Here is an 18,473-nt window from a genome sequence, read left to right as displayed (position 1 = left end):
CATTTCTGATCTGGAGGGGACCCGAGATGGACCTGATCGACCACTATCTGAACGCCGTCGCCGCCCAACTGCCGCAGGCCGAGCGCGACGACATCATCGCCGAACTGCGCGACCTGATCCTGAGCCGTTTCGAGGCGAAGGAGGAGGCGCTGGGCCGCGAGCTGACCGATGAGGAAAGGGAGGCCATCCTGCGCGAAATCGGTCATCCGCTGACCGTGGCCGGGCGCTATCGCAAGGGGCCGCAGTCCTTGATCGGACCTGAGCTGTTTCCGTGGTGGCTGTTCGCGGTCAAGGCCGGGCTGCTGGTGATGATCGCCATTCAGGTGGTTGTAGCGGTGGTCCATGTGGCGACAGGCACCAGCGATGTGGGGGAGGCTATCGGCAATGCGTTCAGCGGCGCGTTCGAATCCGGCCTGTTCATCATCGGTCTGGCTACCGTGGCCGGGGCCCTGTTCGAGCACAACGGCTACAGGCCCGACTTCATGACCCATTGGCGGGTGAAGGACCTGCCGATGTTCAATCTGTCCGATCCGGACCGGTGGAGCGAGACCCTGCAAGGGCGATCGGGCCAAGGTCGATCAGGTCAGGGACGAACGGCCAGGCCTGCAAGATCGTCGAGCGGAGTGTGGCGGTCCCAGGCCGTGCAAGGTCGCTGGCCGGGCGGAGAGGCTGTGTTCGGTATCGTCGCCCTGCTGGTCTTCATTTCCTGGTGGACGGGGGTGTGGTCGATTTCGGACCTGGACAACATCGCGATTTCCGGTGGTCGGGCCGAGGTCGTTCCATCCTCGATCTGGCAGGCGAACTTCGTGCCGATTCTTCTGCTGGCCATTGGTCAGATGTGGATCGAGATCCTCCGCCTGTTCCGGCCGCAATGGGTGCGTTTCCGGGCTGCGCTTCAGGTGGTTGCCTCCGGCGTCGGCCTGGCCATCGCGTGGACCATCTTTCAGTGGGGCCACTGGTTCACTCTCAGTGACAACGGGTCCTCGGTCCGGATTGCCGGGGACTGGGTGCTGCTGGATTTCGACCGGTTACACGCCGTAGGCGAGGGATCGCGTGATCTGATCGGTGCCGGCAGCACCCTGTCGCTGATCCTGACCTGGGTCATGGTGGCGGTGATGATCTCTCTGGTCTTCTCGATGGCCCGCCATGCCTGGAGCGCGATACGCGGCTAGGTCCCATCACCGCCATGTCCGAAAACCGCGAGACATGGGGCGTGGCCCGGCGCATTCTTCGCTCATGGAAACGCCCGCCGACATTCTGGATCAGGAGGCCTGCTATCGCGCCGTGCTGACGCGGGATGCGCGGTTCGACGGACGATTCTTCGGCTGCGTGAAGACCACCGGCATCTACTGCCGTCCGGTCTGCCCGGCCCGCACGCCCCGGCGCGAGAACATGACTTTTGTCCTCAGCGCAGCGGCGGCAGAAGAGGCGGGGTTTCGCGCCTGTCTACGCTGCCGCCCCGAGACCGCCCCGGACATGGGCGCCTGGCGCGGGACGTCGAATACGGTCAGCCGGGCCCTGGCCCTGATCGAGGCGGGGGCGCTGGACGAGGGCAGTCTGGAGCAACTGGCCGAGCGGCTCGGCGTCGGAGAGCGCCACCTGCGCCGACTGTTCCGCCAGCATCTGGGGGCCGCCCCGATCAGCGTCGCCCAGACGCGGCGCGTGCTGCTGGCCAAGGCGCTGATCCATCAGACCGACCTGACCATGGCCCAGGTGGCCCTGGCTTCGGGCTTTGGCAGTGTCCGGCGTTTCAACGAGACGTTTCAGGCGCTGTATGACCGCCCGCCGTCGGCGCTGCGTCGCCGTGGCGAGCGGATGGGCGACGGCGGAGTGCGGCTCAGCCTGCCTTACCGCCCGCCCTATGACTGGGACGCGATGCTGGTGGCCCTGTCCGCACGCGGAGACACGGTCGAGGGTCTGCGCTGGTCGCGTTCGCTGAAGGATGCGATCGATGGAGCCGAAGGCTTGGTCTCGGTCCTGCCAGGAGCCGCTGGTCGCGTCGATGTGTGTGTGGAGGTCGACGACCTGCGCGCTGTGCCCGGCGTGCTGTCTCGCGTTCGCCGCGTCTTCGATCTGGCCGCCGATCCGGAGGCTATTGGGCGCGATCTGTCGGCCGATCCGGCTCTGGCACCCTTGATCCGGTCCCGGCCGGGACTGCGACTGGCGGGCTTATGGATCGACCCCGATCCGACGGCACCCAGCGACCGGCTCGAAGTCGCAACTCTGGCACCTCGCGCGGAGGCCTGGCGGCCCTGGCGTGCCTATGGCGTGCTGTATGTGAACCTGGCGGGCCTCACCGCCGCCGATCTGGAGGAGAGTGATGTCAAGAACGCGGCCTGAACCCTTGCCCCTGACGCTGGACCGCATCGACACGCCCGTGGGGCAGGTTTTGTTGATCACCGACGCAGCTGGAGCCGTCCGGGCGCTGGACTTTCACGACTACGAGGCACGCATGATGCGATTACTGGCACGGCATTGCGGGCCTTTCGAGCTGCTGCCCGGCGAGGCTCCGGCCCGGGTGAAAGACGCAGTCAGGGCTTATTTCGACGGTGACCGGACGGCGCTTGGTGACGTGATGACCCAAACCGGCGGCACCGACTTCCAGCGCGCGGTCTGGGCGGCCTTGCGGGTGATTCCGGCGGGTCAAACCCGCACCTATGCCCAGATCGCCGAAGCGGCGGGTTCCCCCCGCGCCGTGCGTGCCGCCGGCATGGCCAATGGTCAGAACCCCATTGCCCTGATCGTCCCATGCCACCGCGTCATCGGGGCAGATGGTACTCTGACCGGCTATGCGGGGGGAGTGGAGCGCAAGCGTTGGCTGTTGGCGCATGAGGCTGCTCAGTCGGGCAAGAAGCCTTGACAGTTCATCCGCACACGGGGTGATCTGCCTCCGGGATGCTGGGGAGCACTTGAAATGAATCGGCTACTGTTCGCGGTCGTCGCCACGTCGTTAGTGGCGCAGGCGTCAATGTCATCATCGCAAGACGTCGATGACTGGGAGTTTGACCAGAATGCAGCCGACGACCGGATGGTCGCGGCGGTAAGGTACGACGGGGGCGCTGCACTGGTCGTGCAGTGCCGCGCCGGTGCCCTGACTGCGGTCGTCGCGGGTCTGGGCCAGGTCGATAAGCGGCTGGTGCTGTCAGCTACACGGGCCGATGGCAGAAGCGACACGCAGGTCTGGGCACCGGGCGGCGGGCCGGGCGTCTTGCGTAGTGAAATACCGGCCAGGGACATTCGCTTCATGCGTGGAGGAGGCCTGTATTCCCTGCGCGGAGCCGACGAGGACGGGTCAGGGGTCAGGGCCGACTTCGACCTGCCGACCCAGTCCGCCAACCTGGATCGCGTGCTTAGCGAATGTGGCTGGGCACTGACCGACGACCGTGATCAACTGACGCGTGCCAGTGTCGATGTCTCTCTGGTCGATCCAGCATCGCAGCGCCCCAGCAGGCTGTCCTCGGCAAGCCGACGTGGTGCGCCACGCGCTCGGGGGCCATCGCCATCCGACACGCCCGTCGTTGCACCTGCAGAAACCCAGATCAGTTGCGTGGTGCGCGAGCGGCGACTGTCGGATTGCAGACCCGACCACGCGCGCCTGGTGGAAACCCGGGCGAGCGAGCGGATCGTGGAGGCACTGGAGGGGCGCAACATATTTGCCTCCGACGCTGCAGCTCACGAAGGAGCCGTCTTCTACGCAGGTGGGGCACGGACGATCACGGTCGTCGACTACATCAAGGTACGGTCCCGCTGATCCACCCCGGAGGCTTGCATTTCTTTCACATGCGCCTAGATTATCGCCACTTATGCTAAAAGTGAGCATAAGCCCGCAAGGAGGCGGATATGGCGGACGGAATGTTTGGGTTGTCGGACGAACTGGCGCGCGAGACCGCGCCCGTCTGGGCCAAGGTCAAGGACCATGTCACGCCGATGGAGTGGCCCGCCCAGGCCGCGTTGATCCATGAGATCAACCAGCTGAAGCGCGAGCGGGACGCCGTCATCCTGGCCCACAATTATATGACGCCGGAGATTTTTCATGGTGTCGGCGACTATGTCGGCGACAGCCTGGGCCTGGCCAAGGAGGCGGCGCGTTCGACGGCCAAGATCATCGTCCAGGCCGGCGTGCACTTCATGGCCGAGACCTCCAAGATCCTGTCGCCCGAAAAGATGGTGCTGATCCCCGACCTTAAGGCCGGCTGTTCGCTGGCGGCGTCGATCACCGGGGCGGATGTGCGGCTGATCAAGCAGCGCTATCCCGGCCTGCCGGTCGTCACCTATGTGAACACCACCGCCGATGTGAAAGCCGAGACCGATATCTGCTGCACCAGTGCCAATGCCGTTCAGGTGGTCGAATGGGCGGCGAAGGAATGGGGCGTCGACCGCGTCATCCTGATCCCGGACGAGTTCCTGGCGCGCAATGTGGCGGCCCAGACCACCGTCGGCATCATCGCCTGGCAGGGGCGCTGCGAGGTTCACGAGCGGTTCACAGCCGACGACATCGCGGAGATGCGCGCCGCCTATCCCAATGCCGAAATCCTGGCCCACCCGGAATGCCCTGAAGAGGTGCTGTCGGCCGCCGACTTCGCCGGATCGACCGCCGCCATGACCGACTATGTCATGCAGCGCCAGCCGAAGCAGGTCGTGCTGATCACCGAATGCTCCATGGCATCGAACATCAAGGGTGACGTGCCCGGCGTGGACTTCATCGGCCCGTGCAACCTGTGCCCCTATATGCAGAGGATCACCCTGACCAACATCCGCGATGCGCTGCTGCATCTGCAGTTCGAGGTGACGGTGCCTGAGGACATGGCCGAGCGCGCGCGCCTGGCGGTGCAAAGGATGGTCGATCTGCCGCCGCCGCTGGTGCCCGCCCGCTACGACCTGTTCAAGGCGCGTCACCATGTGGCGGTGGAGCTGATCTGATGCGGCGGGTGAGGCCGATCGTCAGGGGTGGCTTGTGGTCTCGCCGTGGAAAGGCCAGTTCGCAGGCATGACCGACACCAATACCCCCCGCCCGCGCGGCCCCTGGGACCCGCGTCCTGACGAGCCGAAAGCCGTCGAGACGCCTGCTCCCGCAGCGCGCAACGCCGTGGAAACCCCGCTCGACAAGGGTCAGCATCCGGCCTGGGCGCTGATCTCGACCCTGCTGCTGGGTGGTTTCATATGGTGGGTCAGCGGCAGCTGGGTCGTGGCCATGGCGGCGATCTTCGGCTTGTTCGTCCACGAATACGGGCATGTGCTGGCCATGAACGCCGTCGGTATGGGGCCGGCCCGCATCTACATCATCCCTTTTCTCGGAGGACTGGCCAAGGGTCAGCGTATGCCGGTCAGTGAGTGGCACGGCGTGCTGGTTTCTCTGGCGGGGCCAGCCTTTGGTTTGCTGGCGGCCATCCCGTTCTTTGCGCTGTATCTGACCGTCGGTGGCGGCGAGTGGCTGCTGGCGGCGGTGGTGATCGCGGCGATCAACCTCGTCAATCTCGCGCCAGCGCCCCCACTGGATGGGTCCAAGGCCATCGGTCCCGTGCTGGCGCGTATTCACCCGATGCTGGAGCGGGTGGCGATGATCGCGGTGGGCGCTCTGGTCGTCTATTGGGGCTTCGTGACGGGTCGCTGGATCCTGGCCGCCTTCCTCGCCATCGCCCTGTACGGCCACCTGCGTCGCGGAGCCTGGCGTCCGGAGGGCCGTCAGCTGACGGTCAAGGAGGCCGTCATGAGCGTGGGCCTCTTCCTCGCCACCGGCGTGGCCTGTGCCGCTGTGGGGGTCGCGGCGCTTATGCCTCTGGCTGAGGGTTCGCTATCTGAGGCCCTGCGCATCGCCGGGGCCTATCTGGGCATCCGCAGTTGAGCCGCATCCACCACGACGGGCCTCTAATCATCGGCGGGGGGCTGGCCGGTCTGTCCGTCGCGCTGGAGGCCGGGCCGCGACCGGTTCTGGTCATCACGCCCGCGCCTCTGCTTCAGGCCTCGTCCTCGGCCTGGGCCCAGGGCGGGATGGCAGCAGCCCTGTCGTTCAGCGATACCCCCGTCTTGCATGCCGCCGACACCCATGTGGCCGGGGCCGGTCTGGTCGAGCCCGAGGCCGTGCGCCTGCTGACCGAGGACGGCCGCGCCACCGTCGAATGGCTGGCCGCCCTGGGGGCCCCCTTCGACCGCGACGCCAACGGAGACTTCGCCGTCAGTCTGGAAGCAGCGCACTCCAAGGCCCGTGTCGCCCGCGTCGGCGGCGATGGTGCCGGGCGCGCCATTCTGTCGGCCCTGGTAACCTCCGTTCGCGCCGCGCCGCATGTCACCGTCTGGGAGGACGCCCGACTGCGCGGTCTGATTCAGGATGCCACCGGCCGTGTGCGCGGGGCCCTGATCGAACGCGCGGGAGGGCGACTGGTCGAGGTTCTGGCTCCTGCCGTGGTCCTGGCCACGGGTGGGGCAGGGGGCTTGTTCGCCCGCACCACCACGCCTGTCGCCCTGCTGGGCGAAGGTCTGGCCCTGACCTGGCGCGCGGGCGCCGAGATCGTCGATCCGGAGTTCGTCCAGTTTCACCCCACCGCCATGGATGTCGGCCTGGACCCCATGCCGCTGGCCACCGAAGCGCTGCGCGGTGAGGGCGCGCGCCTGATTGATCGACATGGCGACTATCTTCTGGGTCCCGAGCCTGATGCCGACCTGAAGCCCCGGGATATCGTCGCCCGCGCCGTCCATCTGGCTGTGAGCGAGGGCCGCGGCGCGTTTCTGGATGCCCGCGCCGCCATCGGCGAGCATTTCCCGACGGCCTTCCCTGCCGTTTTTGCCGCCTGCATGCGGGCCGGTATCGACCCGCGTGAGAGCCCCATCCCGGTCGCCCCGGCAGCGCATTACCACATGGGCGGGATCGCGGCGGGGCCGGATGGTCATACGACACTGCCGGGTCTTTATGCGGTCGGCGAGTGCGCTTCGACCGGGGTTCACGGGGCCAATCGGCTGGCGTCCAACTCCTTGCTGGAAGCCGCTTCGTTCGGGCGCAGAACCGGACGTGCGGCGGCGGCCGAAACCCTGCGCGACGGTCCCGTGACCGTACCTGCCGCCCCAGCTGACCTGTCAGCAGACGCCTTGGCCCGTCTTCGTGGGGTCATGAGCGACGATGTCGGCGTGGTGCGCGATGCGACCGGCCTGACCCGTGCCCTTGCCGCCATGGCCGAGCTCGAGACCAAGACACCTGACGCCCTGCCGCTGCTGACGGCCCGCTTGATTGCGGCCTCGGCCTTGGCCCGGCACGAAAGCCGGGGCGGTCACTATCGTGCGGACTACCCAGAAACCCTTCCCGAACCCGTGCACACCCGGCTGATCAAACCGGCCGAGGTGCCGATGGCGGCTGAATGACCATGATCCGGACCCTTCCCGACCTGTTGATCGAGCCCATCGTCCGCATGGCCCTGGCCGAGGATCTGGGGCGGGCTGGCGACGTCACGGCCATGGCCTGTATTCCCGTAGGCGCGCGCATGCGGGCCGACTTCGTGGCGCGAAAGCCGGGCGTGGTGGCGGGTCTGGCCTGCGTCCGCTTGGCCGTCCTCGCCATGGACCCCAAGGCGACGATCACCTTGAAACTATGGGACGGCGGTGCCTTTGAGGCCGGTGCCGTTCTGGCCGAGGTCGAGGCCGATGCCCGCGCCTTCCTGTCGGCCGAGCGGACGGCGCTGAACCTGCTAGGCCGTCTGTGCGGCATCGCCACTCTGACGAGCCGCTATGTCGCGGCGGTAGCCGGGACCAGGGCCCGCATCGCCGATACCCGCAAGACCACGCCCGGCCTGCGCGCGCTGGAGAAGCATGCGGTGCTGTGCGGCGGCGGGGTCAACCATCGCTTTGGTCTGGATGACGCCATCCTGATCAAGGACAACCACGTCGTCGTCTGTGGCGGCGTCGTGCCAGCCGTACAGGCGGCGCGCGCCTCTGTCGGACACCTGATGAAGGTCGAGATCGAGGTGGACGGGCTGGATCAGCTGGATCAGCTGCTTCCCCTGATCGATCAGGGCGTCGGGCCGGATGTGATCATGCTGGACAACTTCGACCTGCCCATGCTGCGAGAGGCGGTAGCGCGCGCCGCCGGACGGGTGACGCTGGAGGCGTCGGGCGGCGTGAATCTGCAAACAGTGCGCGGCATCGCCGAGATGGGCGTGGACGTGATCTCGGTCGGGGCCCTGACTCATTCCGCGCCATCGCTGGATATTGGTCTGGACGCCCGTATCGCGTCCTGAGGTCTATCAGGCGGTCGGCGAGACCACGACCGAGACGGTTTCCGCCGACGCTGGCGACGCCGTGGATACGCGCTGCGCATCGCGGGTAGGCGCAGGTGCCGCCTCGGTAGCGACGACGTCCGTATAGGCGACAGGACCTTTGGAGACATCCTGTGCGGTATTCAGGCTGGCCTGAACCACGCGAGGGGTGCTGTCCGATGCGGTGTAAGGGCGACCGGCATAGGCGAAGGCCGCACGCGAGCCTGCGCGTCCGCTGAAGCGATAGAACAGATGATCACCGACCTGGGCCACGCGCACCAGCGAATGGCGCCAGTTGGGGTTTACCGCGGTCGTGTGGAAGTGGGTAGCATTGCCGACGGTGCCGAACACCTGACCGGACAGGGCACCCGAGGCGATGGTGCGGGCCCGGTCCCAGGCGGCAGCGTTGCGGCGGCCCAGAACGTGGCGGTTACAGGTAAAGCTGAACTGGCAGCCCGAGTTGCGGTTCGAGCCCTGATAGACTACACCGCAGACGCTCTTGGGATAGGCCGGGTGCCGCACGCGGTTCAGCACGACCTGGGCCACGGCACGCATACCCTCGCGGCCCTCGCCGCGCGCTTCGTAATAGACGGCTTCGGTCAGGCAATCGAGATCGCGCGAGGCCTCCAGCGCACCGCCGAGGCGGAAGGGTTGAGCGGGTGTGGTGCCGTCGGTCAGGCTGACACGGCGCAGGCCCGATCCGGCCTGGGTGGCACGCAGTTGTTCCAGGCGGGCAGTGAGAAGCTCGGCTTGACGGTCTCGTTGATCCGAACCGGCGACCAGATAGGGGTCATGACGGCGGGCGATGGACAGGGCACTTTCGTCCAGGCCCGCGGCGGCTGCGAGAGCCTCTTCGGTGAAGCCGGCAGCCGTTGCTCCCTGAATCCGCTCGGCTTGTGCCCGAACGGTCGTCGCCTTTGCGGTCGACCCTGCAAAATAGGCTCCGCCGATCGCCAGACCCACCAATGCGCCGAAAGTCGCCACTGCCGTACCGGGCCGAATCCTGGCTTTACGGTCGGCAGGTGACATCACGCGCAGGGGCGACGGGTTCGACAAAGGCTCAGTCCTGTACGGCAGGGCGCTATGCCGCCCCCGGGTAGTCTCGCCGCCGTGCGATCCGCAGGACCCGAACAGGGTGTGCGCCGCAGCAGCTGCAACCATATCGACGGTCGGTGAAATGCCCGTTCCGTCGAGGACGCGCCTTAAGCCAGCCGTTTATGGCCTCAATGTGTTTGATTCGCAAGATTTGTGTGCGGCGCAACATCGCGGTGCCGGCTTTGGGCAACGCCGTGTCATGCCCCGACGCGACTGTGACGGCGTCCAGAGTGGTCATGCCAAATACTGTATTCAAAGACATGGAAACTACACAGGAAGTGGCCTGGCCAAGCGATGCCGATTGAAGCGCATGAGCGACTATTGTTTTCGGTCACCAGGTGCGAAGCCGATTTACTGTCATCTCTGGCCCGCCACATTCGGGCGGAACCCAGCCTCGTGGCTGACGTTCTGGCTTGACCATATTGCTGGAGGATACGTGATGAAACGCCTTGCCCTGACACTCGCCCTTGCCACTCTCGCCGTCGGTGCCGCCGCCTGCGGCTCGACCATCGAACAGAAGGCTGCGACCGGAGCCGTCGCTGGAGCCGTCGTGGGCGGTCCCGTAGGCGCAGCCGTTGGTGGTGCCGCCGGAGCCGCTGTCGGCCAGGCCGAACGGCCGCGCTGATTTCAATGTCGGGGTCAGGCGCGCCCGGTTGCCGGCGCGCCTGACCTTGATTTTTGCGGTCATATGGTCTTTAGGCCACCCGCTGGGCTGAGCGCCGCTCGCCTGTTGCGCAACGCGCATCCGGATACGATCAGGGATATCGACGACTCCACGCATGAGAGATTTGAAACAAACCGGCTTCAACGACCGCATCACGGCTCAGCAGGAGGCCAAGAAGGCGTTGCTGGCCCGCTTCAAGCCCAAGCCTGCGGTGCCGGACCCCGAGTTCGACAAGCTGCAAGCCAAGCGTGAGGCCGAAAAAGAAGCCATTCGCCAGCAGCACGAACTCGAAAAGGCCGAGGCCCGCCGCATCAAGGCCGACAAGGAGGCTGCCCGCATGGCTGCCGAACTGGAGGCCCAGGAAGCCGTCGATGCCGAGAAGCGCGCTGCACGCAAGGAGCGCAAGCAACTCACCAAGGAAGAGCAAAAGGCTGCTCGCGATGCCCGCTACGCTGCCCGCAAAGCTCGTCGCTAGGCTTTACTAGGTCTGGGTGGTGTCGTCGGACCCACCCAGAATCCGGGCCAGTTCCTCGCCCGAATAGGGTTTTCGCAGGAACGGCCAAGGCGCTTCCTTCAGTGCCGCATCCACATCATCGCCTGCATAGCCGGACGTCAGTACGACCCGCATAGCCGGGTAGTCGTGCGCCACTTTTTGCGCCAGCTCTATACCGGTCATGCCGCCGGGCATGACGATATCACTCAGCATGACATCGAACGTCTCGCCCGCCAGCAGTTCCAGGGCCCTGGGCGCGGTTTCGGCTGTCCTGACTTCAAACCCGGTTTCCTGCAACAGCTCCAGCGCCACAGCCGCGACGCTGACGTCATCCTCGACGAGCAGCAGGCGGCGATTGGACACGCTGGCGGGGCGCGCTGCGACTTCTGGCTCCGGTACCGTCACACCGTCAGGAAGCGGCGGCAGGTATAGCTTGATCTGGGTCCCCCGCCCGGGCCTGGACCTTACTCTTGCCGCACCGCCGCTCTGGCGAGCGAAACCGTAGACCTGGCTGAGGCCCAGACCGGTGCCTTTGCCAACAGACTTGGTGGTGAAGAAGGGCTCGAACACCCGTGCCATGACTTCGGCATCCATGCCCGAGCCATTGTCCGACACGGTCACGCAGACATACTGACCCGCCGGCAAGTCGACGACATCGCCGGTATGGACCTCGCAGCTCTGGGTCTGGATGCCGATGCGGCCACCGTCCTTCACGGCGTGGCGGGCATTGACCACCAGATTGAGCAGGGCCGCCTCGAACTGGGCGACATCGACGTTCACAGGCGCCCCGCCACGGCGCAGCCGCAGCCTCAGTTCGACCGCCTCGCCCACGGCGCGCTTCAACAAAGGCTCGCCTTCCTGAATATGGGCGTTCAGATCTACGGGCTGGGGCCGCAGGGTCTGACGGCGCGAGAAGGCCAGTAGTTGGTGCGTCAGGCCCTCGCCCCGGCGGGCGGCAGCCAGGGCGGCCTCGCCCAGCTTCTGGCGCTTGGCTGCGTCATTGGGCGACCTCAGGATGATATCCAGCGCCCCGATGACGACGGTCAGCAGATTGTTGAAATCGTGCGCCACCCCGCCGGTCAGCCGACCAATCGCCTCCATGCGCTGGGCATGCATCAGGTCGGCCTCGGCCCGCGCCTTTTCTGCCAGCGCCTGATTGACCCGGTCTTCCAGCAGTTCGTTGATCCGCTTCAGATCGTCTTCGGCCCGGCGCGCCTCCGTGATGTCGAAGGCCACACCGACGAAGCCGATGACCTCGCCGCCCGAGCTCAGGCGCGGTCGCGAAAAGGATCGCAGCCAGCGATAGACGCCGTCCGCCCGGCGATATCGGGCCTCCATGGCGAACGGGCGTCCCGTCGCTTCGCCCTCGATCGACTGCTGCAGGATCAGTTCCTGATCCTCCGGATGGATCATGTCGCGCCAGTCGCCGGTTCGCGCGTCCTCATAGCTGCCACCGTGATAGGCGACATAGGCCTGGTTGACGAAGGCGCGTGTCCGATCCTGCTGGGTCACCCAGATCAGGACGGGAGCGGTATCGGCGATGTCGCGGAACCGGCTTTCGCTCTCGCGCAGGGCCGCCTCGGCGCATTTGGCAGCGGTGATATCGACCAGCACGGCTACGAAGCCGATCACTTCACCTGACGCCGCCTCCAGCGCTCTCAGGCTTGTCACGGCCCAAACAACCGTGCCGTCAGGCCGGATATAGCGCTTCTCGACATGGCCCTCACCGCCGGCCAGCGCGGCCTGAAGGGCCTCCTGCGTCGGCGCGATGTCTTCGGGGTGGGTGACGTCGCTGGTTTTGACGCCAACCAGGGTTTCCGGCGTCCGACCGATGATCTGGGCAAACCGGGCATTTCCCGACACGACCCGGCCGTCCAGTCCGACGCGGGCGATCCCCGCTGCGGCCTGATCGACCATGGCGTGGAGCTGGGTTTCCGTCTCCGTGGCCCTGTTCTCACTGGCTTTCAATTCGACGACCGACGCGTCCAGCCGTTTGACGATCTTGCGCAGGGCGGCCGCGACGATAGCGGCGAACAGGCCGACGATGATGAAGTTGATCGTGGTCACACGAGCCAGTTGGTCCACAACGGCCTGACCGAACAGGGCGACGTCCAGCATCAGCCAGCCACCGACCAAACTGGCAAAGACGGCTGTCAGTCCAGCTATTCGACCCGCCGCCAGGCTGGCCACGATCACGCCGGGAAGCAGGATCATGAAACCGGGAATGTCGCCATAGATCATCGACAGCGTCTGTCTGACCGCCAGCATCACTGCCGCGCAGACCAAGCCGATGAGTGCGGATTGCCACCAGGCCAGCGCCGGAAGTCGCGCCAGGCGGGTCACGCCGGCGTCGATATCGAATGCGCGACCGAAAGGCTTGCTGTTGGCCATTATCCCCCTGGATGCCTCCTGGAGAGACAGCGTCGCAACGTATTGGACCGGATCGCGTTCCTGCAAGCGCGGCGGTTGCGGACCGTATGCCCAATCCCCAACTGCCAAGCTACATATTCATCGAAGGATCGACCATGACCGCCACCATTCATACCGGATTGACCAAGGCCGAACGCGGCGATGTGGCCGAGGAACTGACCAAGGTGCTGGCCGACAGCTTTGCCGTCTATCTGAAGACGCACGGCTATCACTGGAACGTCCGTGGCCCCGAGTTTTTCAGCTTCCACAATCTGCTGGAGCAGCAGTACACCGACATGTGGAACGCGCTGGACGACATCGCCGAGCGCATCCGTGCCCTGGGTGTGTTGGCCCCACAGAGCTATTCGGCCTTCGGCAATCTGACCTCGATCAAGGACGGCGATCCTGAAAAGGAGGCCACCGACATGCTCAAGGAACTGATGCAGGACCACGAGACCCTGATCGCCACGACCCGCAAGGCTGTGGATATCGCTTCGGACGCCGGTGACGAAGCCTCGGCCGATCTGATGACCCAGCGCCTGGCCGCGCACGAGAAGTTTGCCTGGATGCTGCGCTCGACCCTAGGCGGACGGTAACCGAACCGCGGTTCCCGGCCTGAAAACCGCCGCGCTTTTCGATCATCAAGCGCGGCTGCTTGCGCCCGGGCGGGTTTGGAGTTCGGTTTGAACAAGGTCTGGACAGCGATGAAACGCGCGGCGCGGCCGCACGGGGTGGTGGCCGTCCTGGGGGCGGCCATCCTCGGCGCGAGTCTGGCTGCCGGTTCGGCCCAGCCCCTGGAAAGCGACGCCCGGACCGAGGCCGTGCGCCGGCTCGCGCAGGGGGATCTGGGTCCCGAAGGGCTGGCCGCCATCCGCGCCGGGATGGACACATCCCAGCTGGCGCTGGCAATTCGCCATGACCCGAACCTGCGCCGCGCCGCCTTCTATGACCTGACGCCCGGCTGGGAGACCCTGTCGCTTGGCGGCAAGCCGACACTGGATTTCGGCCAGTCGGGTCTGGAGGCGCAGCGGATCAATGCGGCCACGCCCGCCAGCGGCCTGCTGCGTCCGGCCCGGCCCTTCGTCTTCCGCCCGGCCAGTGCGGCCGACCGCCAGCGCGCCCTGCGCTGCCTGACGCAAGGCATCTATTACGAAGCCGCCCTGGAGCCGACTGAGGGCCAGGAGGCGGTGGCCCAGGTGATCCTGAACCGCGTCCGCGATCTGAACTATCCCAACAGCATCTGCGGCGTGGTGTTCGAGGGGGCCGATCGTACCACCGGCTGTCAGTTCAGCTTTACCTGCATGGGGGCCTTGGCTCAGGCCCCGGTCGGATGGGCGTGGAAGCGGTCACAGACCGTGGCCGAACGCATGCTGTCCGGCCATGTGGCGACCAAGGTCGGCACCGCGACCCACTATCATGCTGATTACGTTCACCCTTGGTGGGCCACGACCCTGAACAAGCTGACGCAGATCGGGGCGCACATCTTCTATCGCTGGAAGGGCATGAGCGGAGAGACATCGGCTTTTCGTCAGGCCTATTCGGGTCGGGAACCTGTGATCGACGAGGCCCGACTGTCGCGGCCTCGACTCCAGCTCGTCGCTACGGACGAGGCCGCCCTGGCCGAGGCGGTCGTCAACGGAGAGACGACCGGCCCGCGCACGGTCGAGATCAACGGCCAGACGCGTGTCGTCGGTGTCGTGTCCCTGGGCGGTCGCCGTCAGCCGACGCCGGAAGAGATCGCCGCCATCAACAAGCGCTTGGCGGACTATGAGCGACCCGCAGAGCCTGCGCCCACGGCTCCTGCACCGGCGGGCGTCACGGTCATGCCGGTCGAGGAGGTCGGACGCCCCGTGCGCTGAACCGTCATTATTACGGCTCCGCTTTGCAACGGCTCCGTTTCATGTGCATTTCCCAACAAATCCCTTGGCGATAAATCGCCGCAGCCAGGCTCCTGTGTGTCCTCGACCTCGATTGAAACCGATGAGACGGCGCGCCTGTCTGCCCTGAAGGCCTATGGCGTCCTGTACACGGCACCGGAGGCGGCCTTCGATGACATCGTCGGATTGGCGGCGCGGTTGTGTGAAGCGCCTACGGCTCTGATCAGCCTGGTGGGCGAGCACGAGCAGTGGTTCAAGGCTCGCGTCGGGCTGGACGCCTGTTCTACGCCACGCGATGTCTCGTTCTGCGATCATGCGATGCACGGCGACGACATCATGGTCGTGCCCGATGCGACCCTCGATCCCCGCTTTGCTGACAATGCGCTGGTGACGGGCGAACCGCATATCCGCTTCTATGCTGGTGCCCCCCTGGTCAGCAGCGATGGGCAGCCTTTGGGGTCGCTGTGTGTCATCGACAGCCATCCGCGCCCCCAGGGTCTGACGGACCTCCAGGCCCACGCCCTGAGTGTTCTGGCGAAACAGGTCCTGACTCAGCTGGAGCTGCGCAAGGCCCTGATCACGGGCCAGGCGACAGGCGTGCAACTGGCCGACAGCGAGGCACGATTTCAGGCCATCGCCGACTCCATGCCCCAGATGGTATGGTCCACCCTGCCGGACGGTTTCCACGACTACTATAATGCTCGCTGGTATGAGTTTACGGGCGTCCCGGCCGGATCGACGGACGGTGAGGGCTGGAACGGCATGTTCCATGCCGACGATCAGGAACGGGCCCGCCAGCGCTGGACCTATTCGCTGCAAACTGGCGAGCCCTATGAGATCGAATACCGCCTGCGTCGCCACGACGGTGTCTATCGCTGGACCTTGGGACGGGCGAACCCGATCCGCGATAACGAAGGCCGCATCACCCGCTGGTTCGGTACCTGCACTGACATCGACGATCTCAAGCGGGCCGAGCAGACCAAGGAACTGGTCAGCCAGGAACTCAGCCACCGGATCAAGAATATCTTCGCCGTGGTCTCGGCCCTGATCGCCCTGTCGGCCCGGCAGTATCCGGAGGCCAAGGGCTTTGCTGCTGCCGTACGCACCCGCATCAATGCCCTGGCCCAGGCGCATGAGTTCGTGCGCCCGCACAGCGACGCCTCCGCGCCTTCGATGGGCGACACGACGCTGCATGCCTTTCTGAACGCCCTGTTCAGTCCCTATGCGCGACTGGACGGCACGCCCCGTGTGATCGTGGCGGGCGATAATGCCGTCTTTGACGACCAGGCCGCGACCTCGGTCGCCCTGCTGTTTCATGAACTGGCGACCAATGCCTACAAATACGGCGCATTGTCCGCACAGGACGGTCTGGTCACCCTGACGACACGGCAGGATGGCGACCGCTTCATCCTGGAGTGGGTCGAGCAAGGTGGGCCGCCCGTGGAAGGAGAGCCGAAGCGCCAAGGCTTCGGGTCTTCGCTGGCTTCCTTGTCCGTAGAAGGCCAGTTGGGCGGCACACTGGTGCGCGAATGGCACAGCGAGGGTCTCAAGGTGGTGGCCAGCCTGCCTGCAACAGCCTTGTCCCGCCGCCGTGCGGCACAAAATGCCGCATGACGCCGGTTTCTGGAAACCGCGCATCATCGTCCGCGTTGTGATGGATAGCCGACACACGGTTCATTCAGCTTCGGAGCACTAAGGTAACGACTATGTCTGCGCGTATCCTCATCATCGAAGACGAGGCCATCGTTGCGATGGAACTTCGCTTCGTCCTCGAGGACCTGGGCTATCAGGTCGTCGGCACCGCTGCGGAAGCGCGCACGGCGCGTGAGATCGTGCGTGAGGAAGACATAGATCTGGCCTTGGTGGACATTCACCTCTCCGACGGTCCTACCGGTGTGGAACTGGGCCGCGAGCTGGGCCAGGAAAAGGGCGTCACCGTCCTGTTCATGACGGCCAATCCCGGCATGGTGCGTGGCGGTGTGATTGGAACGCTTGGGGTTCTGACCAAACCTACCGATGAACGTGCGGTCGAAACAGCCGTAGAATATGCTCTGCGCCGTCGCCAGGGTCGGCCCATCGAATACGCCCCGCCGGGCCTGCAGCTCTTCGCCTGACGCGAGTGGTCACCTCGCTGAGAACAAGCCACGGTGAGCTTGAACAGTTGATCTATGTCAGCACGGATACGCGCGCTGTCACCAACCCTCTACGCGCCGCTGACATTCTGGCCGAGGCTCGTCGCAATAATGCGCGTGATGACATCACGGGCGTGCTGACCTTTACGGGTGGCCAGTTCATTCAGGTTCTGGAAGGGCATCCGGATCAGCTGGAAGACCTGCTCGCCCGGTTGGTCGTGGATCACCGCCACCGAGATCTCAGAATTCTGGCGCGTCGCCCGATTGTTCACCGCGATTTTCGGGGCTGGGATATGGTCAGTCCGCGGCTCGCCCGCGCCCAGATCGATCGCCTGAACGCACTGCTGCCCCAGACGCCTACGGATCTCGACGCCTATGTCGATCTGCTGGCGGAAGCGGTCCATCGGCAGGCCAGCGCTCTTACCGAATACGGTTACGACCCAACACCGGAAGCGCGGGAGACCAAGTCGGACCAGTCGCCGTCCGCCTGATTTACTTACCAGACGCCGATCTTTTCCGCTTCCTTGTGGCTGATCGGATTGTTGGCCTTGGCGTGATCCTCTTCCGCCAGGAACCGTACCGCCTCCAACGCCGCCATACAGCCCATGCCGGCTGCGGTGACCGCCTGGCGATAGATATCGTCGGTCACGTCGCCCGCAGCCCAGACGCCCTCAATGGCTGTGGCGGCCGTGCCGGGCTTCACCACCAGATAGCCGCCCTGCTTGGTCTCCAACTGGCCTGCGAAGAGCTCTGACGACGGCGCATGGCCGATGGCGATGAAGACGCCGTCGGCGGTCAGTCCGTGCGTCTGTCCGGTCTTAACGTTCTTGATGCGGGCACCCGTGACATTGACCCCGCCGAAGTCGTTGGTCTCACCCAGGATTTCGTCGATGGCGCTGTCCCAGATGACCTCGACCTTGGGATTGGACAGCAGGCGTTCCTGAAGGATCTTCTCGGCCCGGAACTCGTCGCGGCGGTGCACGACGGTGACCTTGGACGCAAAATTGGTCAGGAACAGCGCCTCTTCCACCGCCGTATTGCCGCCGCCGACCACGATCACGTCCTTGCCGCGGTAGAAGAAGCCGTCGCAGGTGGCGCAGGCGGAAACGCCAAAGCCCTGGTATTTCGCCTCGCTCTCCAGCCCCAGCCATTTCGCCTGGGCTCCAGTGGAGATGATCACCGTCTCGGCCAGCAGCTCCGTTCCGCTGTCGAGCGTCAGGCGGAATGGGCGCTGGCTCAGGTCGGCCTTGACCACGATGTCCTCGATGATCTCTGTGCCGACATGTTCGGCCTGGGCCCGCATCTGCTCCATCAGCCAAGGACCCTGAATGACGTCGGCGAAGCCGGGATAGTTCTCGACATCGGTGGTGATGGTCAGCTGACCGCCGGGCTGGAGCCCCGCGATCACCACGGGCTGCAACAGGGCGCGCGCGGCATAGATGGCGGCGGTCCAGCCGGCGGGGCCGGAACCGATGATGGCGACGCGGAGGGTACGGGGGGTGCTCATGACACCTATTTAGGCGGTGATTCCGCTTTGTGCGATGCTAGGCTGACGGTTCTTCA

General features: G+C 65.5%; 18 protein-coding genes. 15 read left to right on the top strand and 3 right to left on the bottom strand.

Features of this window, described 5'->3' with window-relative positions:
- Positions 1-26 precede the first annotated feature (26 nt).
- The 8 genes from WC585_RS03005 (at position 27) to nadC (ending at position 8,222) form a co-directional block, all read left to right on the top strand.
- On the top strand, positions 27-1,172 hold the full coding sequence (locus WC585_RS03005) for a hypothetical protein (protein WP_373256043.1): 1,146 nt from the start codon (positions 27-29) through the stop codon (positions 1,170-1,172).
- A gap of 64 nt (positions 1,173-1,236) precedes the next feature.
- On the top strand, positions 1,237-2,340 hold the full coding sequence (locus WC585_RS03000; protein ID WP_373256040.1) for a bifunctional transcriptional activator/DNA repair enzyme AdaA: 1,104 nt from the start codon (positions 1,237-1,239) through the stop codon (positions 2,338-2,340).
- Entirely contained in the window at positions 2,321-2,860 is a 540-nt protein-coding gene (locus WC585_RS02995) for a methylated-DNA--[protein]-cysteine S-methyltransferase (protein ID WP_373256038.1), read from the top strand. Before WC585_RS03000 ends, WC585_RS02995 begins: the two co-directional genes overlap by 20 nt.
- A 108-nt stretch (positions 2,861-2,968) precedes the next feature.
- Positions 2,969-3,751 carry a hypothetical protein gene (locus WC585_RS02990; protein WP_373256037.1) on the top strand — a complete coding sequence of 261 codons (783 nt, stop codon included), beginning with the start codon at positions 2,969-2,971 and terminating at the stop codon, positions 3,749-3,751.
- 89 nt (positions 3,752-3,840) lie between these two features.
- On the top strand, positions 3,841-4,920 hold the full coding sequence (nadA, locus tag WC585_RS02985) for a quinolinate synthase NadA (RefSeq protein WP_373256036.1): 1,080 nt from the start codon (positions 3,841-3,843) through the stop codon (positions 4,918-4,920).
- A gap of 67 nt (positions 4,921-4,987) precedes the next feature.
- Positions 4,988-5,842: a metalloprotease gene (locus WC585_RS02980; RefSeq protein WP_373256034.1), complete on the top strand. Its 855-nt coding sequence runs from the start codon at positions 4,988-4,990 to the stop codon at positions 5,840-5,842.
- Positions 5,839-7,350: an L-aspartate oxidase gene (locus tag WC585_RS02975; RefSeq protein WP_373256033.1), complete on the top strand. Its 1,512-nt coding sequence runs from the start codon at positions 5,839-5,841 to the stop codon at positions 7,348-7,350. The genes WC585_RS02980 and WC585_RS02975 overlap by 4 nt, the downstream gene beginning before the upstream one ends.
- A gap of 2 nt (positions 7,351-7,352) precedes the next feature.
- Entirely contained in the window at positions 7,353-8,222 is an 870-nt protein-coding gene (gene nadC / locus WC585_RS02970; RefSeq protein WP_373256780.1) for a carboxylating nicotinate-nucleotide diphosphorylase, read from the top strand.
- Positions 8,223-8,228: 6 nt separating this feature from the next.
- On the opposite strand, the gene WC585_RS02965 is transcribed toward nadC, so the two are convergent.
- Positions 8,229-9,224 (bottom strand): cell wall hydrolase, encoded by a 996-nt coding sequence (locus tag WC585_RS02965; protein WP_373256032.1) that lies wholly within the window; start codon positions 9,222-9,224, stop codon positions 8,229-8,231.
- Positions 9,225-9,774: 550 nt separating this feature from the next.
- Here WC585_RS02965 and WC585_RS02960 point away from each other — a divergent pair.
- A complete protein-coding gene (locus tag WC585_RS02960) occupies positions 9,775-9,960 on the top strand; it encodes a hypothetical protein (protein WP_373256030.1) in 186 nt (61 codons plus the stop codon).
- Positions 9,961-10,114: 154 nt separating this feature from the next.
- Entirely contained in the window at positions 10,115-10,474 is a 360-nt protein-coding gene (locus WC585_RS02955; protein WP_373256028.1) for a DUF6481 family protein, read from the top strand.
- 6 nt (positions 10,475-10,480) lie between these two features.
- Here WC585_RS02955 and WC585_RS02950 read toward each other — a convergent pair whose 3' ends face one another.
- Positions 10,481-12,883: a PAS domain S-box protein gene (locus tag WC585_RS02950; RefSeq protein ID WP_373256027.1), complete on the bottom strand. Its 2,403-nt coding sequence runs from the start codon at positions 12,881-12,883 to the stop codon at positions 10,481-10,483.
- A 134-nt stretch (positions 12,884-13,017) separates the two neighbouring features.
- Here WC585_RS02950 and WC585_RS02945 point away from each other — a divergent pair, with 134 nt between their 5' ends.
- The 5 genes from WC585_RS02945 to WC585_RS02925 all read left to right on the top strand — a co-directional run bounded on the left by WC585_RS02945 (position 13,018) and on the right by WC585_RS02925 (position 17,401).
- Positions 13,018-13,497 carry a Dps family protein gene (locus tag WC585_RS02945; protein WP_373256026.1) on the top strand — a complete coding sequence of 160 codons (480 nt, stop codon included), beginning with the start codon at positions 13,018-13,020 and terminating at the stop codon, positions 13,495-13,497.
- Between the two features lie 87 nt (positions 13,498-13,584).
- The gene (locus WC585_RS02940) at positions 13,585-14,760 is read left to right on the top strand and encodes a cell wall hydrolase (RefSeq protein WP_373256025.1); all 1,176 of its coding nucleotides are present in this window, start codon (positions 13,585-13,587) and stop codon (positions 14,758-14,760) included.
- Positions 14,761-14,856: 96 nt separating this feature from the next.
- A complete protein-coding gene (locus tag WC585_RS02935) occupies positions 14,857-16,392 on the top strand; it encodes a PAS domain-containing protein (RefSeq protein WP_373256024.1) in 1,536 nt (511 codons plus the stop codon).
- Positions 16,393-16,436: 44 nt separating this feature from the next.
- Positions 16,437-16,892: a response regulator gene (locus tag WC585_RS02930; RefSeq protein WP_373256779.1), complete on the top strand. Its 456-nt coding sequence runs from the start codon at positions 16,437-16,439 to the stop codon at positions 16,890-16,892.
- A 47-nt stretch (positions 16,893-16,939) separates the two neighbouring features.
- The gene (locus tag WC585_RS02925) at positions 16,940-17,401 is read left to right on the top strand and encodes a BLUF domain-containing protein (protein WP_373256022.1); all 462 of its coding nucleotides are present in this window, start codon (positions 16,940-16,942) and stop codon (positions 17,399-17,401) included.
- 5 nt (positions 17,402-17,406) lie between these two features.
- On the opposite strand, the gene trxB is transcribed toward WC585_RS02925, so the two are convergent.
- Positions 17,407-18,417 carry a thioredoxin-disulfide reductase gene (gene trxB, locus WC585_RS02920; RefSeq protein ID WP_373256020.1) on the bottom strand — a complete coding sequence of 337 codons (1,011 nt, stop codon included), beginning with the start codon at positions 18,415-18,417 and terminating at the stop codon, positions 17,407-17,409.
- Positions 18,418-18,473 lie beyond the last annotated feature (56 nt).

Source organism: Brevundimonas sp. (genome assembly GCF_041648055.1).
In the GTDB taxonomy this organism is placed as follows: domain Bacteria; phylum Pseudomonadota; class Alphaproteobacteria; order Caulobacterales; family Caulobacteraceae; genus Brevundimonas.
Note: the sequence above shows the minus strand (reverse complement) of the source record. Positions and strands in the feature narration are given on the sequence as shown.